The 23,345-nt window shown below is 65.0% G+C and carries 20 protein-coding genes and 1 pseudogene; 5 read left to right on the top strand and 16 right to left on the bottom strand.

Features of this window, described 5'->3' with window-relative positions; translation table 11 throughout:
- Positions 1 to 30: 30 nt before the first annotated feature.
- The 5 genes and pseudogenes from IE317_RS44315 to dndB all read right to left on the bottom strand — a co-directional run bounded on the left by IE317_RS44315 (position 31) and on the right by dndB (position 6,549).
- Positions 31 to 1,476: pseudogene (locus IE317_RS44315) on the bottom strand (DNA phosphorothioation-associated putative methyltransferase).
- Complete coding sequence (gene dndE / locus IE317_RS05640) at positions 1,473 to 1,862, bottom strand: DNA sulfur modification protein DndE (protein WP_038508104.1); 390 nt, start codon at positions 1,860 to 1,862, stop codon at positions 1,473 to 1,475. Before dndE ends, IE317_RS44315 begins: the two are co-directional and overlap by 4 nt.
- A 15-nt stretch (positions 1,863 to 1,877) precedes the next feature.
- Positions 1,878 to 3,854, bottom strand: a complete 1,977-nt coding sequence (gene dndD, locus IE317_RS05635; RefSeq protein WP_191306966.1) for a DNA sulfur modification protein DndD — start codon at positions 3,852 to 3,854, stop codon at positions 1,878 to 1,880.
- Positions 3,851 to 5,398 carry a DNA phosphorothioation system sulfurtransferase DndC gene (gene dndC, locus IE317_RS05630; protein WP_191306965.1) on the bottom strand — a complete coding sequence of 516 codons (1,548 nt, stop codon included), beginning with the start codon at positions 5,396 to 5,398 and terminating at the stop codon, positions 3,851 to 3,853. The genes dndD and dndC overlap by 4 nt, the downstream gene beginning before the upstream one ends.
- Positions 5,395 to 6,549, bottom strand: a complete 1,155-nt coding sequence (gene dndB / locus IE317_RS05625; protein WP_191306964.1) for a DNA sulfur modification protein DndB — start codon at positions 6,547 to 6,549, stop codon at positions 5,395 to 5,397. The genes dndC and dndB overlap by 4 nt, the downstream gene beginning before the upstream one ends.
- 160 nt (positions 6,550 to 6,709) lie before the next feature.
- Between dndB and dndA the strand changes: the two genes are divergently transcribed.
- Positions 6,710 to 7,861 carry a cysteine desulfurase DndA gene (gene dndA, locus IE317_RS05620; RefSeq protein WP_191306963.1) on the top strand — a complete coding sequence of 384 codons (1,152 nt, stop codon included), beginning with the start codon at positions 6,710 to 6,712 and terminating at the stop codon, positions 7,859 to 7,861.
- A 137-nt stretch (positions 7,862 to 7,998) separates the two neighbouring features.
- On the opposite strand, the gene IE317_RS45375 is transcribed toward dndA, so the two are convergent.
- Positions 7,999 to 8,427, bottom strand: a complete 429-nt coding sequence (locus IE317_RS45375; protein WP_373308977.1) for an HNH endonuclease — start codon at positions 8,425 to 8,427, stop codon at positions 7,999 to 8,001.
- Between the two features lie 811 nt (positions 8,428 to 9,238).
- Here IE317_RS45375 and IE317_RS05610 point away from each other — a divergent pair.
- Entirely contained in the window at positions 9,239 to 9,412 is a 174-nt protein-coding gene (locus IE317_RS05610) for a hypothetical protein (protein ID WP_191306961.1), read from the top strand.
- 355 nt (positions 9,413 to 9,767) lie between these two features.
- Here IE317_RS05610 and IE317_RS05605 read toward each other — a convergent pair whose 3' ends face one another.
- Positions 9,768 to 10,148 carry a hypothetical protein gene (locus IE317_RS05605; protein ID WP_229902490.1) on the bottom strand — a complete coding sequence of 127 codons (381 nt, stop codon included), beginning with the start codon at positions 10,146 to 10,148 and terminating at the stop codon, positions 9,768 to 9,770.
- An 88-nt stretch (positions 10,149 to 10,236) separates the two neighbouring features.
- Here IE317_RS05605 and IE317_RS05600 point away from each other — a divergent pair, with 88 nt between their 5' ends.
- Positions 10,237 to 10,983 (top strand): DUF5131 family protein, encoded by a 747-nt coding sequence (locus tag IE317_RS05600; RefSeq protein WP_191306960.1) that lies wholly within the window; start codon positions 10,237 to 10,239, stop codon positions 10,981 to 10,983.
- Between the two features lie 28 nt (positions 10,984 to 11,011).
- Here IE317_RS05600 and IE317_RS44310 read toward each other — a convergent pair whose 3' ends face one another.
- The 4 genes from IE317_RS44310 to IE317_RS05585 all read right to left on the bottom strand — a co-directional run bounded on the left by IE317_RS44310 (position 11,012) and on the right by IE317_RS05585 (position 13,522).
- Complete coding sequence (locus IE317_RS44310) at positions 11,012 to 11,269, bottom strand: hypothetical protein (protein WP_229902489.1); 258 nt, start codon at positions 11,267 to 11,269, stop codon at positions 11,012 to 11,014.
- Positions 11,232 to 12,290 (bottom strand): three-Cys-motif partner protein TcmP, encoded by a 1,059-nt coding sequence (gene tcmP / locus IE317_RS05595; protein ID WP_229902488.1) that lies wholly within the window; start codon positions 12,288 to 12,290, stop codon positions 11,232 to 11,234. The genes IE317_RS44310 and tcmP overlap by 38 nt, the downstream gene beginning before the upstream one ends.
- Before the next feature lie 92 nt (positions 12,291 to 12,382).
- Positions 12,383 to 12,817: a hypothetical protein gene (locus tag IE317_RS05590; protein ID WP_191306959.1), complete on the bottom strand. Its 435-nt coding sequence runs from the start codon at positions 12,815 to 12,817 to the stop codon at positions 12,383 to 12,385.
- 414 nt (positions 12,818 to 13,231) lie between these two features.
- On the bottom strand, positions 13,232 to 13,522 hold the full coding sequence (locus tag IE317_RS05585; protein ID WP_191306958.1) for a hypothetical protein: 291 nt from the start codon (positions 13,520 to 13,522) through the stop codon (positions 13,232 to 13,234).
- Positions 13,523 to 13,661: 139 nt separating this feature from the next.
- Between IE317_RS05585 and IE317_RS05580 the strand changes: the two genes are divergently transcribed.
- Complete coding sequence (locus IE317_RS05580) at positions 13,662 to 15,854, top strand: hypothetical protein (protein ID WP_191306957.1); 2,193 nt, start codon at positions 13,662 to 13,664, stop codon at positions 15,852 to 15,854.
- A gap of 904 nt (positions 15,855 to 16,758) precedes the next feature.
- Here IE317_RS05580 and IE317_RS05575 read toward each other — a convergent pair.
- Genes IE317_RS05575 through IE317_RS05565 form a run of 3 tightly spaced genes read right to left on the bottom strand, consistent with a single transcriptional unit; the run spans position 16,759 to position 18,697 of the window.
- On the bottom strand, positions 16,759 to 17,097 hold the full coding sequence (locus tag IE317_RS05575; RefSeq protein ID WP_229902487.1) for a hypothetical protein: 339 nt from the start codon (positions 17,095 to 17,097) through the stop codon (positions 16,759 to 16,761).
- A 52-nt stretch (positions 17,098 to 17,149) separates the two neighbouring features.
- Entirely contained in the window at positions 17,150 to 18,064 is a 915-nt protein-coding gene (locus IE317_RS05570; protein WP_191306956.1) for a hypothetical protein, read from the bottom strand.
- A gap of 39 nt (positions 18,065 to 18,103) precedes the next feature.
- Entirely contained in the window at positions 18,104 to 18,697 is a 594-nt protein-coding gene (locus IE317_RS05565) for a vWA domain-containing protein (RefSeq protein WP_191306955.1), read from the bottom strand.
- Positions 18,698 to 18,856: 159 nt separating this feature from the next.
- On the opposite strand from IE317_RS05565, the gene IE317_RS05560 reads away from it, so the two are divergent.
- Positions 18,857 to 21,760: an AfsR/SARP family transcriptional regulator gene (locus tag IE317_RS05560; protein ID WP_191306954.1), complete on the top strand. Its 2,904-nt coding sequence runs from the start codon at positions 18,857 to 18,859 to the stop codon at positions 21,758 to 21,760.
- A 2-nt stretch (positions 21,761 to 21,762) separates the two neighbouring features.
- Here IE317_RS05560 and IE317_RS05555 read toward each other — a convergent pair whose 3' ends face one another.
- Positions 21,763 to 22,965, bottom strand: a complete 1,203-nt coding sequence (locus IE317_RS05555; RefSeq protein ID WP_191306953.1) for a helix-turn-helix domain-containing protein — start codon at positions 22,963 to 22,965, stop codon at positions 21,763 to 21,765.
- Positions 22,966 to 23,065: 100 nt separating this feature from the next.
- Entirely contained in the window at positions 23,066 to 23,242 is a 177-nt protein-coding gene (locus tag IE317_RS05550) for a hypothetical protein (protein ID WP_191306952.1), read from the bottom strand.
- Positions 23,243 to 23,345: the final 103 nt, after the last annotated feature.

Genomic DNA, 23,345 nt, shown 5'->3' with positions numbered 1-23,345 from the left:
ATACGGAAGCGAGGGATGCCCGCTTTGGCGTTAGACCTCTGGAAGAACGCACCGGTCTCCGGCTGCGTTACTTTCAGGACCCAGGCAGCGCTGAAGTTCCCCTAGCCAGCCTAAGCGTGTGCCGATGCGGTCGGGATGCTCGTACAAGCCTGCTTCCACCTCGGTCTTAGAAATTTTAGCCAGTGGCTCGCGGCGCGGATCATCGGCGGCGAGGAACTCCTCAGTGCGGTGCAGTAGTGGAGGATTGCTCGATCGGCGATAGTCGTGCACGTCCACGGATCTTGAGCGGAGATCGACGACGGTGGCAGTTGTCATGCTCGGATGAGGATCGTGGCCAAAATCTGGATAGCTCAGATACGTAACCAGCGGTTGATCGCGATGGAGTTTGAGGATGTTGGCGCCCGGCACAGTCCCGACGAGAGTGCGCGCGCATCCCTCGAGAACCCGCAAGACCGGCGGGGTGTACGGCAGAGCGTCGGTATGGACGTACAGCGCGGATGGGGTCTGTTTGCCGACTGGACTGGCTGAGACCGCTAACGCGATCATGTCGCGGTTGCCTGAGGCGAGGAGCAGGCGGTCAGCGCGTTCGCGGGCAACCTTGTAGGAGCGTGTGAATTCGCGCACGTCGTATTGGAGGGCTTGGGGCAGGTGTTTGTAGCGAGGGCGTCCGTCGAACCGGGCGAGTGCGAGATAGATGAGTAGATCGGCGGTCGCGCGCTCGCGAAGGTCCTCCCAGTGCTGGGTACCGGTGGTGGTGCTGATGATGGCGAAGGCACGCGCGAGACTGCCGAAATTCCGGATGACGCTGGTGGCTTCGGGGAGTTCGCTTGCCCTGGGGAGGCGAGCTCACTGAGTGAGGAACGCGACCAGGGGCGCCAGTAGTTCCTGGTGCTGGTCGAAGAGCTGTTCGCAGATCCAAGGCTCGGGTGGGGCGCTGCGGCGTTGCATACGCTCGGCGAGCAGACCTTGGGCTCTGGAGGGGTTGCGGAAGACATAGAGAATACCTGGCGCTGCCGGCAGTGTGGGGGCTTCGAGGGTGGTTTGGATGAGGTCCCGCAGCTCGTGCTGGGTGAAGAACTTCTGGAACGTGCCGGTGTTGGTGAGAACTCCGTCGCCCGCGGGGCGGCCTCGCAGACCGTCTGCGTCCCACGTCACGCGTGCCGAGACGATGAGGAGCTCTTGCGCCAGGTTCCATGCGTCTCGCAACGTCGCGACGCGCTCGCCGGGGTCTTCGATGACATTCAGTACGAAGCCGAGGTTCACAACCTGAGCGGGTATGTGTGGGCTGCCGGACCGGTGAGCCGGGTCCCACCCGTTGGCCGTGATGCTGAGTTCAGCGAGGTGGTGCAGATCAGTTCCCCGGCCACAGCCGTAGTCGAAGACAGTGCTGTGAGTGGTAACGAGGGCGGTGGCGAGCGGCCGCGACAGCGCACCGCGGACGATCGCGGTGCGGTGCCGGGGAACCGTTCTTGTCATGCGGCGGTGGGGTCGACCGCGTAATCGATCAGGTCGGTGATCGTGCGCATGTTGCGGTCGCCGACGAGGTAACCGATCCCGCGGTGGAGATGGACACGGAATTGCTGCGCGAGGGTCTCCTCGTCGAGGGCCAGTCCGTCAGCGTGGCAGCGTTGCCGGAGAAGTGACCAGTACAGGTCTCCGTGCTGGCCGGCGAAGGTGCGCCAGGTCATCTCGACGTTGCTGTCGGCGGGGTGTTTGGCCGCGGGGGGTGGGGTTGGCTCGGCGAGTGAGCGACAGAATGCCCATCGGCAGAGCGTGTTCCATTGGGTGATGCCGGTGCGGCGTTTGAGGGTGATGAGCTGGTCGCGTGCTTGTCGGCTGACGCGGATGTTCTCGAGTGGCATCGTGGGTTCCGTCTTCTACCAGAGGTATCCGGTCTTGGCGGTCGTCACGCCGCTGTTCGTGTCATGTTCAAGCTGGTAGGTGTGGCCGACATGCTTACGGAGCTTGTTCCATGCTGCTTCGTCGATTTCCTGGTCGGTGGACAGCAGGATGACTTGATGGCTGGCTTGGGGAAAGTATCGTTCGATCAGGTGACTGCGGTGGATACCGTCCAACCGGCCTAGCGGCGTGTCGATTACTACGGGTAGCGGGCGACCTGATGCCTGCGCGAGGCCCCAGAGCATGGACACCGCGAGGAGCTGACGTTCACCGGCGGAGAGTTGCTGCGGCAGCAGGACCGTACCGTCTTGGCCATGAAGCTCAACGCTGAAGGTCTCGGGGTCGATGCTGATGTCGGTGATCAGCCGATTCTTCCGCGCCAAGCGTTGCAGCGACTCCAGGATGAGTTTCTGAATCCGGTCCACGTTGCGACGAGTTGCTTCGTGGCGGAATTTCGTGAGTGTCGCCCGCACGCGTTGGCTGTGTTCGATCAGGCGACGGGAGTCGTCGGCCGCGGTCATCTCGTCGGCAGCCTTGTCGAGGAGCCGGCTTAGCTTGCGCTCCATCTCTTCCTCAGCGGCAGACGCGGCAGCTACTTCCGCTTCAGCATGCGTGAGCGCCTGGGCAGCTGCGGCGACTGCGCGGTGAGCGTCGTTTCGACGCTTGTGCAGGTCGTCGAGGGCCTCCTCAGACGGCACGTTCGCAAGCCCGCGAAGGATGTTTTCAACCTGGTTCTCCACCGCCTGACGTTGCTCGATCAGGCTCTGGGCTGCGTGGATCTCCCGGTCAAGCCCAGATTCGAGTAGTTGCCGCAACGCTGCGAGGCCATCACGATCGAGATCAGTGATGCGCGCTCGCTGGGGGCTCCCGCGCCGCGTTCTGCGGTCTTCAGTGAGGGAACGTTGCAAGGCTTGAACCACAGTGTCAGGCACGTTGTGCTGTCGTAGCTGCTGAATGGTCGCCCGATCACGGGACTTGAGCAGATCGGCAATGTCGTGCAGGTGGATGCGTTCGAGTTCGACATCCGCGTGGTCGGCGAGGGTCTCCAACTGGTCCCGGACCAGCTGAAGCGGGAGGGCCCCTGCAGCGAGGTCGGTCAGCCGTGTGTCGAGGTCTTTCTTGGACGCGGTCAAGTGCAGCTTGGCTGCTTCCAGTTCCCGACTTCGGTCGAGGAGCTCGCCGCCTTCAAGCTGAATCTTCACCTCGAGATCGTGGAGCACCTTCTCGGCTCGATCGTGGGCGCCTTGTGCCTCGGCGACGCGGTCTTTCGCACGTTCCCTGTCCTGACGGTAGGTCGCGAGCTTCTTACGCTCGACATCCAGGAGCTTCTGCATCGCCGGCGTGGCATGGTCGGCCTTGTGATTGCGCTCGACCACAGTTAGGTCGGCTGCAAGGCGATCGACCAGGTCAAGCCCAAGCAGAGCACCGATCGCGGTGCGCAGCACTTCGCGAGCGTTGTCCAGCTCCGCCAACGTCTCGATCTTCTCCCCGTCGAAGAAGAACAGTTCTGCGACGCCGCGTGGCACGAACGCGTCGACCCGTTCAGCCCACTGTCGCGACAGAGTGATGTCAGGTCGGTCGTCCACGAGGACGTCCAGACGTTCCTTCGCGCCGGTGCTGGTTCCGGCCCAGGAACGGCATACCCGATAGTGGCGGTCCTGGCCCTGCTCGACGATGTGAAAAGCAAGTTCAATCGAGGCGCCGTCTTCCGGTGGCACTCCGTTGTGGATCAGCCGACGCAAGTACTGCTGGTAACTACCGTTGCCGCGACTCGTCGTCCGTGCCAGCTGTCCGAACAGTGCCAGCTGAATCGCGTCCAGGAAGGTGGTTTTGCCGCCACCGTTGAGAGCACCGATCAAGGTGACCGGCTTGCTCGGCGTCGGTGGGGTGAGTGTGAAGCTGTGGCGACCGCCGAACACGCCGACGTTGTGAAGTACGAGTTCGTCGAAGATCATGACACGCGGCTGCTCTCAATGGGGATCAAGCGGATGAGGCCGGTTTCGAGGTCAATGAGATCCTCTGTAGCCTGGTCGATCCCGTCCTTCCCCTGTTCCTTGCGCCGACGATGGGTCCGCGCACGATCGACCGCGTCCTCTCGATCGTCGTAGAACCCTTTACGCAACGCCGCCTGTAGCGCATCGAACAGCCCCGCGCGCCGGGACATCGCTCGGTGCCGCTGCTCAATGTCCAGCAGCTCTCGCACCAGCTCGAAGTGCGGCGAGTCGGTGTCGTCGCCAACGATCTCCCGAAGAAGACGAACATCCTCAGCTCCAAGGGGGAGATGGTCGTCCATCGGCTTGCCCGGGTACGGCTCACCCACCGCGTCCTCGTAAATCTGCGGTAATGAGTCTTCGAACTCATGCTTTTCGACCACCCAGATGCGACGGATCTCGTCCAACTCCGCCGGCGTGATGAGCTCGATGTTCGCGACGTTGCTGGGCCCCTCCCGCCGAATGTAGGTCTGAGCCTCGAGCAGCTTCTTCAGCCACGCTTCTCGCCACCGCTGCAGGTAGGGTCCGTGGATCGGCTGGTCATGGAACAGTTGGACAGTGCCGTTCATCCGCCGGAAGTCGCGCCGGTCCCGATCATCGGTCTTGTCCAGATCGTCGCGGATGTCCAGGAGCGGGCGCATCCACTCCTTCTCCTCGTCGTTCTGGATCATGGCCGACATCGACTTGTCCTTGTCGACGAGGGTGCATGTCCAGCATCCGAACCGGCTGTCTCCGCAGCTGGGAGTCGTCGTGTCGACTACCAGCGGGCACTCGCCGTCCGACGAAGCGCCCTGGTACATCGTCAGCAAGTCTTTGTTGTTGTAGCCCCATGGATTGGGGCGTTGCATCAGGAAGAGCCACACGTCATCGTTGGTCCAGTTCTCGACCGGGCTGTAGACCAGCGAGTTCGGGAGATTGGAGTTCGGGCTCAGCCGGTCCCGGACGCGTCGTTGCTCCAGAGAGTTCATTCGTGACGCGCGACCCGAACTTTCCGCCTTGCGTGTGCCCAATACCAGGATCGCTTCACCGTGCTTACGCACCATGCGGCGGATGAAATCGTTCGACGGATTGATCTTGAGCCGCTCGGTGCACCACCGGAACTTGGGGCGTGGGGCCGGGTAGCCGCGTCCGATCAGGTTGACCCAGAACGTATCGGTGATCTGCGGCGTCAGCCGATGCGGCTCGATCGGTAGCCCGTGCTTGGTGGCAGTATCGCCGATCAGGTCCAGGGAGTGACCAACCCAGGCGGCGACCACTGGGTTCTCGACCAGCGTATCCGTGCTGATCACGTGCACCTGCTTGGTCCGCTGCTCAGGCTGAAGCTTCTCCAGAGCCATCCAGACCAGCTGCAGTGTCGCGGTGGAATCCTTGCCACCGCTGTAGCCAACAACCCACGGAATGCGATCAGCCAGGTACAGCTCCTGCACCTCGATGATCAGCCGGTCGAGCGTGGCCGACAGGCCGCCGTCGGCAAAGGCTGAGTCCCTGGTTGTCTTCGGCTTGCTCATGATCGCCCTCGTTCGTACATCGTCTCGATGCGCATCTCCTCAGGGGAGAGCTGAATGCCCAGTGTTTTCTTGATCACGTTTGTCGTGAGAGTAACGTTTGTGCTCGACTTGGACACTTTGCCGCCGATAAGAGCCCGGCCTTCCCAGAGTTGTGAGTTCGCGCGCGACCAGTCGATCGTCGCCAGCGACGCCAGGGAACGACGCCATTTTCGTGAATCGCGCGACTCGCGCAGCAGCGTGTTGCCGACTTTCCCTAGTGCATGAAGAGCGATCCCGTGACTGTGGATGAAGTCACGCCGGACATCTCCAGCTGTCACCTTCTTCTCGTGAACTAGCTGCCACTCAGTCACCTTCTCGGCGACGAGATCCCAATAGTTGCGCGCAAGTTTCGCAGCATCATCAACGGTCAACTCCTCAACTGAATCAAGGAGTGCTTTGGTAGCACCGTGGAGAGCCGAGAGCGTGAACAGCTTTCGGGATCGGGCCGAAAGATTGTTGCGCTCCATCTCGATGAGATCCGCCCACAGAGCCGAGCTTTTGACAATATTCTTGACGATGCGGGCGCCATTTTCGCGATGATCGTACAGAATCGTCAAAGTGCGCGACGGACGGATAGCGTACCTGTTGAGGTCGGTAAACATCTGCTGGCAGCGTTCCAGACCGATATCCAGAAACAGGACGATTGGGATACTTTCATCACCCATATCTGGATTCTCGCGCAAAGCTTGTTCAATTGCCGCGCGACGGTGCTGCCCGTCATTGATAACAAAACGCGCCGACATCGGTATCGCGAGAAGTCCTATGCGACCCTCCGCGCCGCCTGCACCAAGTGGGTCGAATCGAATATCGGCGTCGACAGAGGCAGTCAGCGCAGAGAACACATAGTTATGAGGGTTATCGAGAATATAGCGAGCCATCTCGGGGACGCGCGCCTTATTGAGGCTGCGCTGAGCCCGCAAATTCGCCTGTAGTTCCTCTTCATCGAAGAGAAAGAGACGTGGCACAAGGCGGAGGGGGAACATCGTCACGTAGAAGTGACGTTGCGCTTGTACGCCGCGAATGGCGGGGAACACGTACTCGAAGACATCCGGGCGAGCCACGACGGGATGTCGCGACTCCTTGACGGGACGTTCGTCCGCGACGGTCGACATGATCAATCTGTACCTCCCCTCCGATCTGTACGCAAGCTGACATTCAAAGGTCCGCACAGGCAACGGCGTGGCTACGAACACCGCAGCCTGTGGTTGCGTACACTACCGTTGCCCACCGACAAGATCGGTAGCCACACCGGACCAACAGCCGAGGGATGTCGTGACCAGCGAAGATGCAGAGCGAGCTGTCTACCTGGACTCCAACGCCACAACGCCAGTGGAGCCGGCAGTGCTAGACGAGGTCATGCACTACCTCTCCGTTGAGTATGGCAACGCCGGCAGCCGAACCCACGAGTACGGCCAGACGGCCAAGAGTAGAGTTCAGCGGGCCCGCGAACAGGTTGCCGCGGTCGTCGATGCGCAACCTGATGAGGTGATCTTCACCAGCGGTGCCACTGAGGGCAACAACATCGCACTGCTCGGCCTGGCACAGCACGGCGACAAGACCGGACGACGACGCATCGTCACCACACAGATCGAGCACAAAGCCGTCCTCGAGCCGGTCGAGGAGCTGCAGAAAAGAGGCTTCGACGTAGTCTACGTACCGCCAACTTCAGGTGGCTGGGTCGATCCAGACGCCGTAGCAGCAGCCGTCACACCCGACACGCTCGTGGTATCGATCATGCACGTCAACAACGAAACCGGAGTGCGGCAGCCGCTCAGCGACATCGTCGACCAGCTCCGCGACCACGATGCCTACCTACATGTCGACGCCGCACAAGGGTTCGGGAAAGAACAGCCCGAGCTCAAGGACCCTCGCATCGACCTCATCAGCGTCTCAGGACACAAGATCTACGCACCCAAGGGCATCGGAACGCTCATCACCAGGCGACGAGGCTACAAACGACCACCACTGACACCTCTCACCTACGGTGGCGGCCAAGAACGCGGCCTCCGACCCGGCACCCTGCCCGTCGCCCTCATCGCAGGCCTCGGCACCGCAGCGCAGCTCGCCACGGCCAACCACCGACGGCGACAGGACGCCTGCCTTCGGTACCAGCGAGACGTGATCTCCACGTTCCAGGACCTGGGTGCCGAATTCAACGGCGACCTGGACCGCACAGTGGCACACACTGTGAACGTCTCCATCCCAGGTCTCGACTCTGAAGCCGTCATGCTGTCGCTCAAGGGAGCCGCCGCTATCTCCAACGGCTCAGCTTGCACGTCACACAGCTACGAGCCGAGTCATGTCCTGGCCGCGATGGCGCTTAGCCCTGACCGACTCCAAGGAGCACTGCGGATCTCCTGGAGTCACATGACACAAGCCACAGACTGGGACGACATCCGTGGTCGTATCGCCGCAATCCGTTAGCTGATCAACTGATGTGACACTCAACTATCCCCTATTCACTACTAGATTTATCTTCATGCATCGACCACCCGTTCCTGCATATCGGGAAGTTTGCTCACCGAGACGAGGCGGATTCAATCCACTCGACCGAGACCTATTCAGACGCGCACTTCCAGGAGCGCTGGACTTACCAAGCGATCGATTGACCACGGGTCATGTTCGTGACAATACACGCGTACATTAACTGGGTTGAGCGTTCCACGTGCTCGGGCTGGAGCCGCGAACAACTCATCTGTCGCTAGTCTGGCGCTACACCCGTCCGGGTGTTCACACCGCCCTCGCATGCTGACAATGCGCAGCACCCAGAATGGTTGCGGCAAGGTCATCCAACCAAGGCTTGGGTGATCAACGTGTCTCGCCGGCCAGGTCGCAACATCGTAGAGGCTTGCATAACGGCTCTTTACTTGATTGCACCAACCGCAGGCAAGGCGGAGATTGTCTACGTCGTTTGAACCACCTCCAGCGACCGGAGTAACGTGATCGATCTCAATCGATAGATGTCGCTGCTTTAGTCCACGCGGGCGCACGAAGTCTACTAACACGGGCAGAGGAACGCGGGAACCGATAGGCCGACCCAGGAAACGATCTCGTGCGCCGTCCGCGAATTTATAGCCGCAGAGATAGCAACGCGGAATAGGTTCAACCAAATACCAAAGTTGCCGCCTAATCGCCGTGCTTAACCTCGCCCGTCGTCGAGCTCTTTTGTGGCGGACGTCACGCCAAGCTAGCTGTGCCAGAACTCGCACCACCCGATTAAGCTCGTCGTGCGGCACGCGAACTCCGTCGTCAATGAGGGCATTTCGGACGTCCTGGGCAAGGTGACCAATTCGATGCCTGTCGTCCCGTTCATAGGCAGCGAGGTCTACCAAACTGTGTCAACGTCGGACAAGGAGATCCTAGCGAAGTCCGCACCCGAAGGTCCCAACGTCCGCGCAACTTGTGCAGGTCCCAGTACCACAGGAGCGTGCGGGAGAGTCCACTGAGGTTTGAAGCTTGCTCGCGAGCATCGCCTTCGCATACGCAGCTAGGAGGCGAATCCAAGCGCGGCAATCACGGGTTCGTCGCCAACGGGCGCGAGGCGCGCGTCGCAGCAAGTGCGGTCGACGGTGTCGACCAGGCTGGAGGACTGCGGAATCACGATCTCCCCAGGTACGTCCAGCCGGTCGTCCGGCTCGAATCACGAAGCCATATCGGTGATCGTGAACTCCTCGGCCTCGGGTCTGGTGGCATAGGGCGCGAAAGTCGCAGCCAGCTCGACCTGCAGAAAAGTAGACGAGGGCCGCCCGCGGTGCGGACCTCAGCTCACGCAGGGCCGGACGGTAGGAAGCCGCGCTGAGGATGCCCTCCACCAACACCGGCCAGCCCGTGGCCCGCAACGCCCTCGATCACAGCCTCCACGTAATCGTGGAAGACATCCTGCGCAGCGACCACTACGGCAGCATGCTCACCGACCTCGTCGCAGATCATCGCGGCCGCACCGGCAACTACCATATCGACAAACTCGTCCGATGAGAACGCTGCGCCGCCACGCAACCCGACCGCAGGCGGCGGAGGTCGGCCCCGCCGACATGCGGCAGTGGCACCGGCAACGTGACGTGACCTGCTGGACCTGCCCCGGCGACCAGCTCCTTCCACACAGCTCCAACCTGAGTACCGGGGGTTGCCGTTGCTGTATTCGCCTGGGCCGGCGAAGGCGTCGTAGTAGATGACGCGCCGGTTGTACTTGGCGATGATGGGGAACCAGGCGCCGAGGTAGGCGCGAAGCAGACTGTGCTTCGCGGCTGTGTGCGGCGGACGGTCCCACAGCTGGAGTTCAGCGGACCTGGACGTCGGCATAGATCAAGAGTCGCCGACACCGCCACATGTGTTACGGGACGTCGCTTCCAGGTGACATGACGTCGTTACCCGCCGATCCTGCATCGGCAGGACTCGATGGGGTCGTCAGGGCGTCGCGTTGCCCGTGCTCGCTGAGTTCCTGAGCCCAGGCCCATGCGGCGCTCGGGTTGCGGATGTAGAACTTCCGGCGTGAGTCGCCGCGGGGTAGCGGGCTGATCAGTCCAGTGTTGACCAGGGCACGCAGCGGGCTCTGCAGGTTGCTGATCGTGATCTCGAGGGTCTTTGCCAGGTCGGTGAGGCAGACGATGCCGTCGTCGGTGCTGGCGATCGCCAACATCAGCTCGAGGCGGTACCGCTGTCCGAACGCGTGCTGGGAGACCTGACGCAGCCGTTCCGCATCCATCTCGGTCACGAACTAGATGTTACAGGTTCCTCGTTACGGATATCGCGTAAAGTTTCTTGGGCGAGGGGCGATGAGCGGTGCGCGAGCAGGAGTGACGATGAGCGGCAAGTCGGCGATCGAGTGGACGGAAGTCACCTGGAACCCGACGACAGGTTGCGACCAGGTATCGGCCGGTTGCGACAACTGCTACGCCCTCACGCTGGCCAAGCGGCTGAAAGCCATGGGCACGCCGAAGTACCAGAACGACGGTGACCCGCGGACCTCCGGCCCGGGCTTCGGCGTGACGGTCCACCCGGACGCGCTGGATCTGCCGCGGCGTTGGCGCACGCCGCGGGTGGTGTTCGTCAACTCGATGAGCGACCTGTTCCACGCCAAGGTGCCGACAGCATTCGTGCGGGACGTGTTCGAGGTCATCGCGACCACCCCGCAGCACACTTACCAGGTCTTGACCAAACGCTCGACGCGCCTGCGGCGGCTGGCCGATCAGCTCTCGTGGCCGGCGAACCTGTGGATCGGCGTCAGCGTGGAGAACGCCTCACAGCTTGGCCGGGTCGATGACCTGCGCGACGTACCGGCGGCGGTGCGGTTCCTGTCTTGCGAGCCGCTGCTGGGACCACTGGACGGGCTCGAACTGGACGGTACCGATTGGGTGATCACCGGCGGCGAGTCCGGTCCCCGGGCACGTCCCGTCGACCCTGCGTGGGTACGAGGCATCCGCGACCGCTGCCAGCAGGCAGAGGTCGCCTTCTTCCACAAGCAGTGGGGAGGTCGCACACCGAAGGCAGGCGGCCGCGAACTCGACGGCCGACTCTGGGACGAGATGCCGCAGCTACTCGCCCACTGAGGCGCCAGCCATTCGTCCACTGTCGTGATCAGCCGACCACCCAGTCTCGCACCTGCTTGGGAGTGCAGTCGATGCGGATCGTGCCAGCCTTGTGCAGCTCACGGGCGGCTTTGCGCACGAGCACGTCGCCAGCGATACCGTAGGCATCGCCGAACACCGCCTGCGGGTGGTGCGCCAGCTTGAAGCTGCCGTCACGTCCGGCAAGCTTGACCAGGTTGCGCTTGATTTCCTCGATGGCGCGCTGCTCTTCATCTTCCTGCTGGAACTCGGCGAGGTTGAACAGCACCCCTTCTGGGGGGGTCGGCGCCCGGACCGACTACGTCGAGCCACGCGCGTCGCGCCGCGGCGGCGCTGTGCCCGAAGACCCAGATCCCGTGCTCACCCCTGGTCAAGAACACCAGGTGATAGACCGGTTGATGGTGCATTTGCCTCCGCACTGGGACCACGACATGTTTCATGTTCGTGGCCGCGCCGAGCCGGCGCGCGTATTCGGTCACGACGGCTTCTGCCGCAGACTCCCAGTCTCCGCGGCGTGAGCTCTTGTGCGCCTCAAGCGCGACTTTCCGCCACCACGGGCCGCCACACACGGCGTCCATCGCCTGGATTGCGGCATGATCAAGCAAATTCTTGTGCAGGACGCCCGCGGCGCTTCGGGTGAAGTCGGCGCTGAAGTTCAGGAGCGCCTCGGTTCGTGGCCAGGCGCTACCGCGCGCCCGCCGAAGCAGACAGTGCAGCTCGACGAACGGCAGGATCGCGCCACAGGGATCGAGGAACAAGAACAGCGGCACTCCGCCAGCGCGGGACACGATCTCGGGCAAGTGATCCTGGACTTGGCCGTGAAACGCCTCCACCTGTAAGCCTTGGTCGCGGTACTCGGCCGCGACCGTCGACAGCCTTCGATAGTCCTGTCTGCGGCGTTCGACCAGCAGCACCTCAACTTGGGTGGATGTACGCGCACGGAGCGCTGCCTGCAGCAACAGCTCCGCAGATGCCGGTCGTCCATCGTCGTAACGGCCGCGGCCGGCGTAGCCGTCCACCACCATCGCTCGCCGACCTGGGATTTTCGACGCGGTCATCACGACGAACGGGAGGGCGTAGCCCCGAAGCAGCTCGTGCTTGAACACCGATTGAGCCTGCTGGTTGTCCAGGAGGCCAGCGCTGGTGCCTTTCGCCATAGGGAGGCCCTCCCCCGCAGCCGATCTTCCGATCGTCACATGACCAGCGGTGAGAACGAAGTGACGCTCCGGAATATCGCCCGTGCGGCCGAACCGTCCTGCGAACACCTGAACGAGCAGATAACTGCCCACCTCAGTCAACTCTGTCCCGAGCGGAACCCGGCTGCTCAACCTTTCACAGGAAGCTGGGGTCGCCGGTGATTATGCGCCGAGTCTCCGCGGTCTTAGTTCTCAAGCCCCGCAAGCTCCGCACTCACCGCGTCGAGGAACCGGCCCCGCGGTTCCTGCAGATAGACCCAGACCGGTTGATCAGCAGGGGCACCTTCCCAGTGAACGCGGTTCAGCGCGATCACCCACTCGTTCATCGTCTGCTTGAGCCTGTCAGAGGCGACTATGGCAAGCCGAGCCTGAAGTACCCATAAGCGGTCGTGCAGTTCACTGGAGGGTTCTCGTCGGTTCACAGCCGCACGCTCAATCGCTTGTCCGACTTCGATCATTGCCTCGCTCACGTGGAGTCGCTCGGCGCGAAACTCAGCCGCCCGCGCAGAACGTTCCCGCCTCTCCGCTGCACGGCTCGCAAGATGTTGGCTCACAATTGTTCCCGTTGTGCCGATCACCGTCCCGAACAGCGTGCCGATCAACACGAGCCAGTTGTTCATACCTTGCCTCCTAATGCGAATCGGGTGCACGACGCTGGATACTGCGTCACCCTTGCCATTAGCCCCGATGTTGTCTCAGACAACAACGTCGCTGGGCGCGTCCAGGTTGCTACACACACACCTTCCGTCAGCATCTGCGGTTATCGTCGTTCCACCTCCGCTCGACCCCTAGGAGCGACCAGGGCGTCGGGGCGTACGTATGTCCGACTCGGCGCGAGACGCGACGTCGGAACTGGAGGTTGATGTCGATCGGCTCGCCAAGTTCAAGGCGATCACGATCGGGATGAAAGTTGCGGAGAGTCAGCGCCCAGATTCCGCCCCCAGCCGAGGGGGGCGCAGAGCCGCGCACCGCATCAGCGTGCGATGCTGACCAAGCGCCCACTCTCAAGCCATGTGCCTTCGACGACACGCGGACTAGGGATTCGATGCCGGCTGTGCCGCCGACGAGCCACGGGCCGGCGCCTGAGGCTTGACGACGCTTGCGGCACTCCAGAGCGCCTCGTAGCGGTGGTGATAGACTCGCGCCACCTCCGGATCTGACTTCATGATCGCGGTGATATTGCGGCCGACACCGTTGACCGACGAGCCCAGCAGACGAAAAGGGCGGCAACGCGGCTCATCCTTGCAGACTATCGGGCCATGCCAGGTCTTGGCGAACATCAGGCCCAGACCGAATAGGATCAGGTCGAGGCCGAGGGCCAGCATCTAAACTTTCTCGCAATTGAAGTTACCACCGTGCGTAATATGTCTCACTTTTGTTAATTTCCGACTAACGAAACGAGACTCAGCTGTGGCGAGACCAGAAACATTGTTCTTTCTCAGCACGCTGGGTGACAATAAGACTATGTATGCACTCAGGGAGCTTGAGCACTGGCGGGAACGCCAGCTTGACGAGTACCAACGCGCACAGATCATTGACCGACTCGACCGTCAGCGACTGCTCGATGAGTACCAGCGTGCCCAAGCCATCGACCGGATGGACCAGCAGGTCTCGACCATGTCTGAATTGGCGCGGTCCCTCGCTGGTGTCGACGAGAGCGTCGGGGTCATGGAAGCCGACCTCGCCCGACTGACCGCAGTTGCAAGATCGGCGCTACCCGCCATCGTCGAACACGTCGCGCTGTCCGCGAAGCGCCTCGCTGGAATCGAACAGATGCTGGCCAGCCCCAACGAGACGGCCGCCTCAGAGCTAGTGCGCAGCGGTTCGTACGCCCTCGCATCCGCGGCCGAACTGTCCGCCACCGGCTCCAGCGAGCTGGCTGATGACTGGCTGGAACAAGCGGTCGCCGACCTGACGCGAGCAGTAGAGAAGTACCAGTACCGCCCCGAGTCCTGGCACCTACTCGCCCTAGCCTTGAAGCAGCAAGGCGACGATGAAGCAGCAGCCGTGGCCTTCACTCGCTGCGCGCTCTATGCGGTCACCAAGGCACCGAAGTTGGCAGCATGGGCGATACTCATGGCCGCCGGAACGTTGCGGGAAGACCTCGACCAGCCAGCCCAGGCAGCCAAGCTGCTAGGGAAGTACCGCAAACAGCTGAACCGTTGCGCTGAAATCCATCTCGCGCTGGCGGTCCACCACGACGACCCCGAGGCGCTGCCACAGGCGCTTGAGCTCGCGCCGATCCTTGCTGCGGACGCGCGCATTGCCGGCGTCGAGTCTGTGGAATTGGACGCAGCTGCCCTCTGCCAGCACGAAGACGGACCGGTCGCCCGATTGCGGCACCTTGAGAAACAGATATGCGCGCTAGCTGCCGCGGCCGAGGCGGGCGGATTGACTGGGATCAGCACCCGCGTACCGCCGCTCACCCTGCCCGAGCTTGGAGTCGATGCCCTGCTGCGGGCGGAAACCCACATCCCGACGGCCGTGGTGGACGCCAACCGGCTCATGGACGAAGTCAATGCCAGCCTGCAACAGCTCATGGACACGGCCCAGAAAGCCGAGGCCGCCGACATCGAGGCAAAACAGGAGCTGAGACGGGCAATCGAAAAGGCCAGCAACGAACGTGACCGTCGCGAAGAGGAGTTTCGACGGGCGCTTCAGGATGCGTTGCTCGACGACGAGATACTCCAGGCCAGGAACGCGGTCACGCGGGCGCAGGAGGTAGTAACAGCTGCCTGGCGGGCGTCTTGGGAAGCAGACGCAGAGTTCAGACGCATTTCCGATTCCGCGGACTTCGTGAACCTTGTGGCCCCACAATCGTCAAGATCATTCAGAAACAATGATGGCCTGTGGTGGAACATTTGGGTGGACTTCACGGAAGCCCGAACCTTCGGCCACGCCGATACACTCCGGACAACGTTAGCCGTGCAACGGAAGGCAGTTGCAGAGAAGTTGGCAGCCGCCCAAAAGGCCGAGAATGACGCGCAGAACTCTCCGCCGCAAGCGGCCTCTGATTGGCTGCAAGCGGTTCAGGACGCGGAACGAACCCGCCACTCAGCCGCGCGGGCGAAAGAGCACCTTGACGCGTACCTGGAAGAACTCACCGAGGCACAATTGGCGGCTACTAAATACCGCAAGGGGACATGGTGGACGAAGCACTATAAGGGACTCCCAGGCTTCCCGAAAAGACGTCTGCGAGCGGATCTGCAGGGCGCGTTCGATGCACTACCCGAATCCCACCAACAGGTGCTGTATCGCGACGAACAACGGCTTGCCGAGCAGGTGGACCGACTAGATCAGGTTGTCAACCAGCTCCGAATCGACAGCGAACTCCGCACAGGTGAGGCCGAGCAGGCCGAGCGACGCGCCCGGCAACTAGTCGAACTTGCACGCGAGGCAGCCCAGCGCGAGGTTGAGCAGGACCATCAGCGAGTCGAACAGATCGCACGCGACGCCGATCATCGTGCCCGACAAGGAGCCGAAGAAGCCTGCCGGCTAGCGGAACAGAAAGCCAGCGAAACAGCCGAAGCCGTCCACCGGGCCCGCGACGCCACGCTGGATCTAAAGCAGTCACTTGAGGCTGCGATAACGAGGGCGACCGCTTCCCGAGGCCGCATTGTGCCGAGTTGGGGATCTTGGACTGATCAGCTTGTTTGATCAACTGTCGTCAATTCCTGATGGAATAGTGGTGCGTAAATCCTGGTACGACAGCCTCACCTTGATCTTGTCCTGTTTGCCCGATTTGTTTGGCCAGACGCGCGCAGTGGTTCCATCGCCGTTCGAGGGCTTGATGGCGTCGAAGTCACCAGATCCACTGCGAGTGATGGTTTCAGGTCGGAAGTGTCGTCGACGGCGAGCGGTCGACCCTAAACGTGCAGAGGCGGGGGCGACTAGGGCGGGTCGCTTCGCGCGACGAGTTTCCCGCGCAGACGATAATCGTCGAAGGTCGTCGCACGTCCGCAGAGAGCATTGGGGCACCCACCTGCCCGGGCTGGCGGCTCAGGTCCAACTCTGGGAGCTGACTTCGATGAGCAGCTCCCATCGGTGACGAGCGAGCCCGTCACCGACAACGAGTGACGCCTCTCTTGAAACCAGCCCGGAAGCATGCCGTCCGACGTCGTGTCACGATGGAACTTATGCACGCCATCTCAGCCATGTGCCTTCGCCGACACGCCGTCCACTTTGTGGCGTGCGACACAGTTAGAGGGACCGCGCGTGACCCATTTCGTGACCCGAAACCGTGTTCAATCGTGTGACTTCTGGGGTCACGCGAGAGAACCGTGAGGACATAGTGGCTGGTAGAGGCCTTGGACGGCGCTGTCACCCACTCTCCTAAAGCGGGTGTCGCAGGTTCGAATCCTGCCGGGGGCACCTGATTTCTCGATCATGAAGTCCGGCCGGCGGTCGTATTCGCGGCCACCGAACAACCCGCGTTGTAAGCGCGAAAGCGTGGCCGGAGAACGGCCTTCAGTCGCGGACCGTCAGGGCGCGCTCGTTCCGATTTTCACCGCAGCCATACCAGGCGACGGGTCCTGTTCTTTCGGCGGCCGAACGGGGCCGGTCACCGGAGTGACCTCGCTCGAAAACTCGAGTCGTCCCCCAAATGGAAGAACAAGTGCCCCTCGATCGTGTCGTCGGCGACCAGGACCGCCCAGCCGCGTCCGCTGACCTGGTCGCCCTCGTCGACGCCCGCCCAGGTGAACTCGACGCCGGGAGAGCCGTCACGTTCGCTCGCGCGGCAGTCCAGCTGCCCGGCGACGGCGATGAACCCGATCTGCCCGGTGCCGTCTTCGGCGAACTCGATGAATCCCGGCTCAACGAGGTCGATCGCTTCGCGGTCCCAGCCGCTCATCGCCGCGATCCGCCACCGACCGATCAGCCGCTTCGGGAACGTCGGCAAACGTCGTGTCTAGCCACGAACCTGGCCGCCGCGCGGCCCGCGGCGGCCACGCTCACGGCCGATCCGCCCACCGGGCCCCGTACGCCAACCCCGGTGCGAGGTGCTGGAACCGCAGGTGCAGTTCCCCCGACGGCCCCACCGCCTGCGGCCGTCCGCGGTAGCCCGGGTCCGACACGTCCCGCTGGAACGCGCCGTCCAAGGTCCGGACCTCCCGGGCTTCCCCGAAGCGGACACGGAGGTCGAAGGCGTCGCACGGCTGCCGCGGCACGCAAACCAGGTACGGCCGGAGGGCCGACGCCGAGGGCAGCCTGAACAGGACCGCCACCTCCCACGTCTCGCCCCGGGCCAACGGCCGGGGGAGCTCGACCTCGTATCCCCAACGGTCGCTCGCCTCCATGCCGCGGTCGGCCACCGTTCCGCCGTAGAGCACCGTCACCTCCAGGTCCTGCCGGGACGGGCCCGAAACCGCGAGGTCCAGCGCACGTAGTCCGTCCTGGTCCGCGACCACCCGGCGCTGTTCCAGCACCACTGGCTCGGGCCGGTCCAGCACCAGTGCGACAGCCAGCGAAGCCGTGTGCCACCGGCTCGGCGAAGAGACGTCCTGGGACGTCCCCGTCGCCAGCTCCGCCAGGAGGTCGATCGCCTCGTCGACGCGACGGCGGACCGTACGCGGGTCGCGGTCGACGCGGCGGGCGGCCCATTGGATCCGCTCCTGGTACAGCGGCTGGCGTGCCTCCGAACAGATCGCGAAGGCCGCCAGCACCGTCACCCTCAGGTCCTCCGGAAGGTGCGCGGCCAGTTCGGCGAGACGACCGGCCACCTTCTGGCGGATCGCCACCGTCCCGTCCGCCTCCGAAACCGAACAGGCCGATCGCAGGCCCGGACCCACCCGGTCCTCGACCTTGCCCAGCAGGCCTCGCCCCTTGCGGAGGGCCTTCAGCTCCTGAACCAGCTCAGCGCGCCCCACGGTGCTCTCCTTCAGTGCGTTTCCATGGCCGGCCCCCTTTCAGGACAGCGTGCGGCCGGTCGGTGGACGGGAAGTGGACAGAACGTGCATCACCGAGGCGAACAGCGCCGTTCCCAGGCGGACGCCGTCGCGGGACAGGTAGGTGCGGAACGTGCCGATGGCGCCCAGTGCGTCCGCGTCGCCCACCCCGAAGGCCACCACTCGGGGCCGGCGCGCCCAGTCCGGGTCCGTCAACGCGGCGAACGCCGGCGGCCAGGCCAACGGGTCCGTCGGCTGGCCGTCGGACAGGAAGAACACCAGCGGGCGGTGGACGCGCAGGCGGTGACGTTCCAATGCGAGGACATCGTCGTCGATCACCGTGCGCAGGAACGTGAACGCCGGCCCGAAGTTCGTCCCGGTGCGCGGACCCGGTACGGGCAGCTCGGCCAGCTCGTCCATGGGAAGCAGCCGCTGGACCACGTGCGGCCGCTCCCCGAACCCGACCACGCTGCACAGGACGCGGCCGGCCACCGATGCGTCCGCGTGGACGGCGCCGCGGAACTCCCGCAGGCCCGTGTTCAGCTCGTCCATGTGGTCGGCCATCGAAAGCGAGACGTCGCAGGCCACGTAGCACGGCAACACGTCGGACCCCATACCGGTTTCTCCTTCACCCCAGATCGACCGGCGGAGTGTGCCGACGGCGCGTATACCGAACGTGCAAGGAATGCGGATTCCCGAAACCCTTACGGCCGATTGCGCGATGTCAAAAGCAGACAGCAGGCTGAGGCCGGGGAGGCTTTTGTGGAGTTTCGGATGCTCGGCCCGCTGGAGGCGTGGCACGACGGCGCCCCGGTGCAGCTGGGTGACCAGCAGCAGCGGTTCGTCCTCGTCGTGCTGCTGCTGCGCGCGAACAAACCGGTGACGTCCACGCGCCTCGCCGAGATCATCTGGCCCGAAGGCGAGGCCAAGCCGACGCTGGTGCGCAGCTACATCAAGCGGCTGCGCGACGTCGTGCAGGACGCCGGCGACGTGCGCATCGAGACGACGCCCACCGGCTACCTGCTGCGGGTCGGCGAGGACCAGCTGGACACCCTGCGCTTCGACCGGCTTCGCGCCGAAGCCACCGAAGTCCGCGCCGAAGACCCGCGCCGGGCGATCACGCTGCTGCGTACCGCCGTCGGTCTGTGGCGCGGGAAGTTCCTCGAGGACATCGACATCGACCGGGTCGGCGGTGCCGAGGTGATCTCGCCGGACGAGAGCTACCCCGACGCCGTCGGTGACTTGGCCGAGCTCGAGCTCGAGTCCGGTGATCACCGCTCGGCGCGCGACCGGCTGCGTCCGCTCGTGCGGAGCGATCCGGCCAGCCAGAAGCACGCCGCGCTCCTCATGCGTGCGCTGCTCGCCGGCGGCGACCAGGTCGGCGCGCTGCGGGTGTTCACCAGCACCCGCGACGCACTCGCCGGACTGCGGATGGAGCCGGGCCCGGTACTGCGCAAGCTCGCCGCGCGGGCCGAACGCGGCGATCCGCCCAGCTCACTGCCGTCCCGGCCGGGCGGGTTCACCGGCCGGGCCGCGGAAATCGCCGCGCTCGAAGCCGCCGCCGCGGCCGGGCGCCGCGCGGTCTGGGTGAGCGGCGCGCCGGGTGTCGGCAAGTCCGGCCTGGCCATCGAGGTGGCGCACCGCCTGCGCGAGCGCTTCCCCGATGGCCAGCTCCTGGTCCGGCTCAACGGGTTCACCCCCGGCGTAGCCGAAACGACCGTCGGGGACGCGCTCACCGAGCTGCTCGTCGAACTCGGCGTGCCCGCCGAGCAGATCCCCGCCACCGTCGGCCGGAAGGCCCGGCTCTACCAGGACACGCTGTGGGGCACGCGCACGCTGGTCGTGCTGGACAACGCCGCCTCGCCGGAGCAGATCCGGCCGTTGCTGCCCGAGCCGGACAGCTGCCTGGCCGTCGTCACCAGCCGGCGGATGGGCGACGCGGACACCGGCGAGCCCGTCCGGCTTTCGCCGTTGCCGCCGGAAGACGCGGCCGAGCTGTTCCACGCCCTGACCGACCCGCCGCGGGTGCGGGGCAGAGCGGCCGAGGTGGCCGCGATCGTCAGGCGCTGCGGCTTCCTGCCGATGCCCATCCGCGTCGCGGCCGCGTTGTTCCGGCGACACGACCGGTGGCCGCTCTCGCACCTGTTGCGGCTGCTCGAAGAAAGCGGTCCCTGGGGCACGGACGACGGCATCGCCGCGGTCCGGGTGTCCTGCCGCCAGCTGGGCGAACCGCAGCGCGTCATGTTCGGGTTGCTCGGCAGCCTGCCCGGGCCGGACATCGACGTCGCGGGCGGGGCCGCGCTCGCCGGCTGCACTCCCGCCGAAGCGCGGCTGCTACTGAACGATTTGCATGAGGTCAGCCTCCTGGAGGAGGCCGCACCCGAGCGGTACCACATGCTCGACCCGCTGAAGGAGTTCGCCGCCGTCGATCCGCCGCCCGAGCAGGCGCTGGTGCGCTTGCTCGACTTCTACCTGGTGGCGCTGGCCGCCGCGGTCGCCGCCGCCTACCCCTTCGACCGCGCCCAGCTGCCGGCGACCGACCGGTCCTGCCCGGTGACGCCGGTGTTCGCCGACGCCGGCGCCGGGCTGCGGTGGATCGCCGCCGAACGCGACAACCTCGTGGCCGCGATCCACCACGCCGCCGCGCACGGCCTCCCCGGGCACACGTGGCGGCTGGCCGTGCTGCTGTGGCGCTACTTCCACACGACGAACCAGTTCGAGGACTGGATCGCCACCCTGGAACTCGCCTGGGAGATCGTCTCCGCGGGCGAGGGCGACGACTACGGCGAGGCGCACGTCCTGCTGCGGCTGGCCACCGCGCACGACCGCCGGGGGCAGCACGCCGAAGCGCTGGAGTTCGCGGCACAAGCGCTGCCGAAGTGGCAACGCCTCGGTGATCCGCGCGGCGAGGCGGCGACGTTGTGCGCGCTGGCCATCCCGACCATGGAACTGGGCAGGCACGACCAGGCCATGGCCCTCCTGACGGCGGCGCTCGCGAAGTACGAGCAGACCGAGGACCCGCGTGGGGAGGCCCACGCGTTGAGCATGCTCGGCTACCTCAACGAACAGCACGGGAACTTCGCCGTGGCGATGCACCGGCACGAGTCCGCCGCGCGGATCCTGCGCGAGATCGGGCACGTCCAGGGCACTGCGCACGTCCTCAACAATCTCGGTTCGGTGCAGGAAAAACTGGGTCTGCTCGCGGAAGCACTGGCCAGCTACACGGACGCCCACGCCTACGCCTCCGAAGTCGGCGACCACTGCGTCGAGGCTTACGCGCTGAACAACATCGGCAACGTGCACCGCCAGCGCGGGCGGTACGTCGAAGCCGAGCGCTACCACGACAAGGCCAAGGATGTGGCGGCGAACGTGCCGGACGCCGACCTCCGCACCCAGCTCTACCTCGACCGCGGCGCCACCGCGTTGGCCCGCGGCGCCCGCCGGGATGCGCTCACCGCGTGCAAAGCGGCCCTGGACCTGGCCGATGGCCACGGTAACCGCACCTACCGGGCCCGCGCGCACCGCGGCGTCGCCGAGACGTTGCACGCCATGGGCGAGCACGAAGGCGCCATCGCGCATTGGGCCGCGGCCGAGGCCGAGTTCGCCGCGCTCGAACTACCGGAGGCCGGCGAGGTGCGCCGGGCACGGTCGGCGCTGGAGTGTGCCTGCTCGCCGTGACGTCAGTGCCGGTGCAGCACACGGTTCAGTTCGGGGTAGATCTCCCGGACGGCGTGCTTGCCGCGCCACCGGCTGAGGCACCGGGCCAGTTCCCGCAGGTCGGTGCGCACGGTCGCGGAGTCGACCTGCGCCACGTCGTCGATCGTCCCGGCCAGTGTCCGGCAGCTCTCGTCGATCTCGCCGTCCAGTGCGTGCGCCAGGGACCGGCGGACGCCGAACCGCGCCCGGGTGCGGCGGTTGGTGACGGGGATCCGGGCCAGCTCGTCGCCCAGGAGCGTCGCCGCTTCGCCGGCCTGGCCGAGGTCCGCCAGCGACCAGCCGCGGGCGAGGGCCAGCGGGTCCGGCGCGGTCGAGCCGAGCACCGGGTAGTCCCCCGTGTCCACAGTAGACGCATACAGCGGACCGGCGGCTCGGTCCATCGCCCGCTCGAAGGCGTCCCGGTCGCCGGCCAGCGCGTGGCCCTGCGCCTCCCGCCGAGCGGCCAGGCCGAACGTCCGCGAACCGGCTCTGCCGAGCCGCTGCGCCTGCCGGGCCAGGTCGATCGTCGCGATCGGATCCTGCCGGTAGAGGGCCAGCCCCGCTTCCCGGACGAACGCGTAGCTCGCGATCTCCCGGTCGCCGGCGGCGCGCGCCAGCTCCGAGGCGTGCCGCGTCCACGACAGCGCGTCGTGCTCCTGGCCGGCTTCCTGGCTCAGCCACCCGGTGTACTCGGCCATCCGCGCGGCGAGCAGCATCAGCCGTGATCGGATCGGCTCCGGATTTTCCCTGGCCAGCGCGTGCACCGTGTGGGTGTGGGTGGCGAGTGGTTCGAGGACCACCGCGGGACTGGTCTGCATGCCGAGCGTGCGCAGCTGCTCGAACGACGCGCGCAGGCCGGTCACGACGTGCTCGTCCAGGACGGGCCGCGGCCCGCCGGCCAGCGCGATGCCGAGCACCGCCCCTGCGCCGGTCAGCATCTGGCGGCGGTCCAGTGTGTTCGCGGCCTGGGAACGCGCCCGCGCCTCGTGCGCGGCTTCGACCAGTGCGCCACCGGCGTCCAGCACGCTGTCGCAGATCCGCGCCAGCATCGGGTTCGGCGGTTTGAGGTCGTTTTCGATCTTGCTGATGTAGCTCTTGCTGTAGTTGACGCGTCTGGCCAGCTCACCCAAGGAGAATCCGGCGGCCGCCCGGCATTCCCGCAACAGCGCGCCAAATGATTCGGGCATGCGGACCTCCATTCCGGCTGGTATCGAGTACACCATTTACGGCGGACCGCCGCAATTGCCCGGACGGCCGCGGCGGCGGCCACGGCCGTCCGGGCACGCGTCACCCGTGCCAGGGGTTGCCGTCGGTGGTCGCCGGCGGCGGGGCCGTGCTGGTCGCCGCGGGCATGCTGCCGCCGTCGCCGTCCGCGAGCGCCGCCGAGGAGCCGATCAGCGGGGCCGCCGCAACGATGCAGAGGGCGAGCACCGGACCACCGATTTTGGCCAGCTTTTTGAACATGACGAATCCTCCTTGCGAAAGGTGATTGATCGGGCGATTCGACTTGATTCGGCGCCCTGCAATCAGGATTCGTCATGCGTGGTCCGGCGACAAGGAGTTGACC

The organism is Amycolatopsis bullii (assembly GCF_014654205.1).
Taxonomy (GTDB): Bacteria; Actinomycetota; Actinomycetes; order Mycobacteriales; family Pseudonocardiaceae; genus Amycolatopsis; species Amycolatopsis plumensis.
This window is presented reverse-complemented; position numbering and strand designations above follow the sequence as displayed.

Bases quoted from the DNA above. Each gene is read 5' to 3' on its own strand.
- dndE (WP_038508104.1), bottom strand. From the start codon at position 1,862: ATGCCACTCGAGAACATCCGCGTCAGCCGACAAGCACGCGACCAGCTC.
- dndD (WP_191306966.1), bottom strand. From the start codon at position 3,854: ATGATCTTCGACGAACTCGTACTTCACAACGTCGGCGTGTTCGGCGGT.
- dndC (WP_191306965.1), bottom strand. From the start codon at position 5,398: ATGAGCAAGCCGAAGACAACCAGGGACTCAGCCTTTGCCGACGGCGGC.
- dndB (WP_191306964.1), bottom strand. From the start codon at position 6,549: ATGTCGACCGTCGCGGACGAACGTCCCGTCAAGGAGTCGCGACATCCC.
- IE317_RS05610 (WP_191306961.1), top strand. From the start codon at position 9,239: ATGCCCTCCACCAACACCGGCCAGCCCGTGGCCCGCAACGCCCTCGAT.
- IE317_RS05600 (WP_191306960.1), top strand. From the start codon at position 10,237: ATGAGCGGCAAGTCGGCGATCGAGTGGACGGAAGTCACCTGGAACCCG.
- IE317_RS05590 (WP_191306959.1), bottom strand. From the start codon at position 12,817: ATGAACAACTGGCTCGTGTTGATCGGCACGCTGTTCGGGACGGTGATC.
- IE317_RS05585 (WP_191306958.1), bottom strand. From the start codon at position 13,522: ATGCTGGCCCTCGGCCTCGACCTGATCCTATTCGGTCTGGGCCTGATG.
- IE317_RS05580 (WP_191306957.1), top strand. From the start codon at position 13,662: ATGTATGCACTCAGGGAGCTTGAGCACTGGCGGGAACGCCAGCTTGAC.
- IE317_RS05565 (WP_191306955.1), bottom strand. From the start codon at position 18,697: ATGGGGTCCGACGTGTTGCCGTGCTACGTGGCCTGCGACGTCTCGCTT.
- IE317_RS05560 (WP_191306954.1), top strand. From the start codon at position 18,857: ATGCTCGGCCCGCTGGAGGCGTGGCACGACGGCGCCCCGGTGCAGCTG.
- IE317_RS05555 (WP_191306953.1), bottom strand. From the start codon at position 22,965: ATGCCCGAATCATTTGGCGCGCTGTTGCGGGAATGCCGGGCGGCCGCC.
- IE317_RS05550 (WP_191306952.1), bottom strand. From the start codon at position 23,242: ATGTTCAAAAAGCTGGCCAAAATCGGTGGTCCGGTGCTCGCCCTCTGC.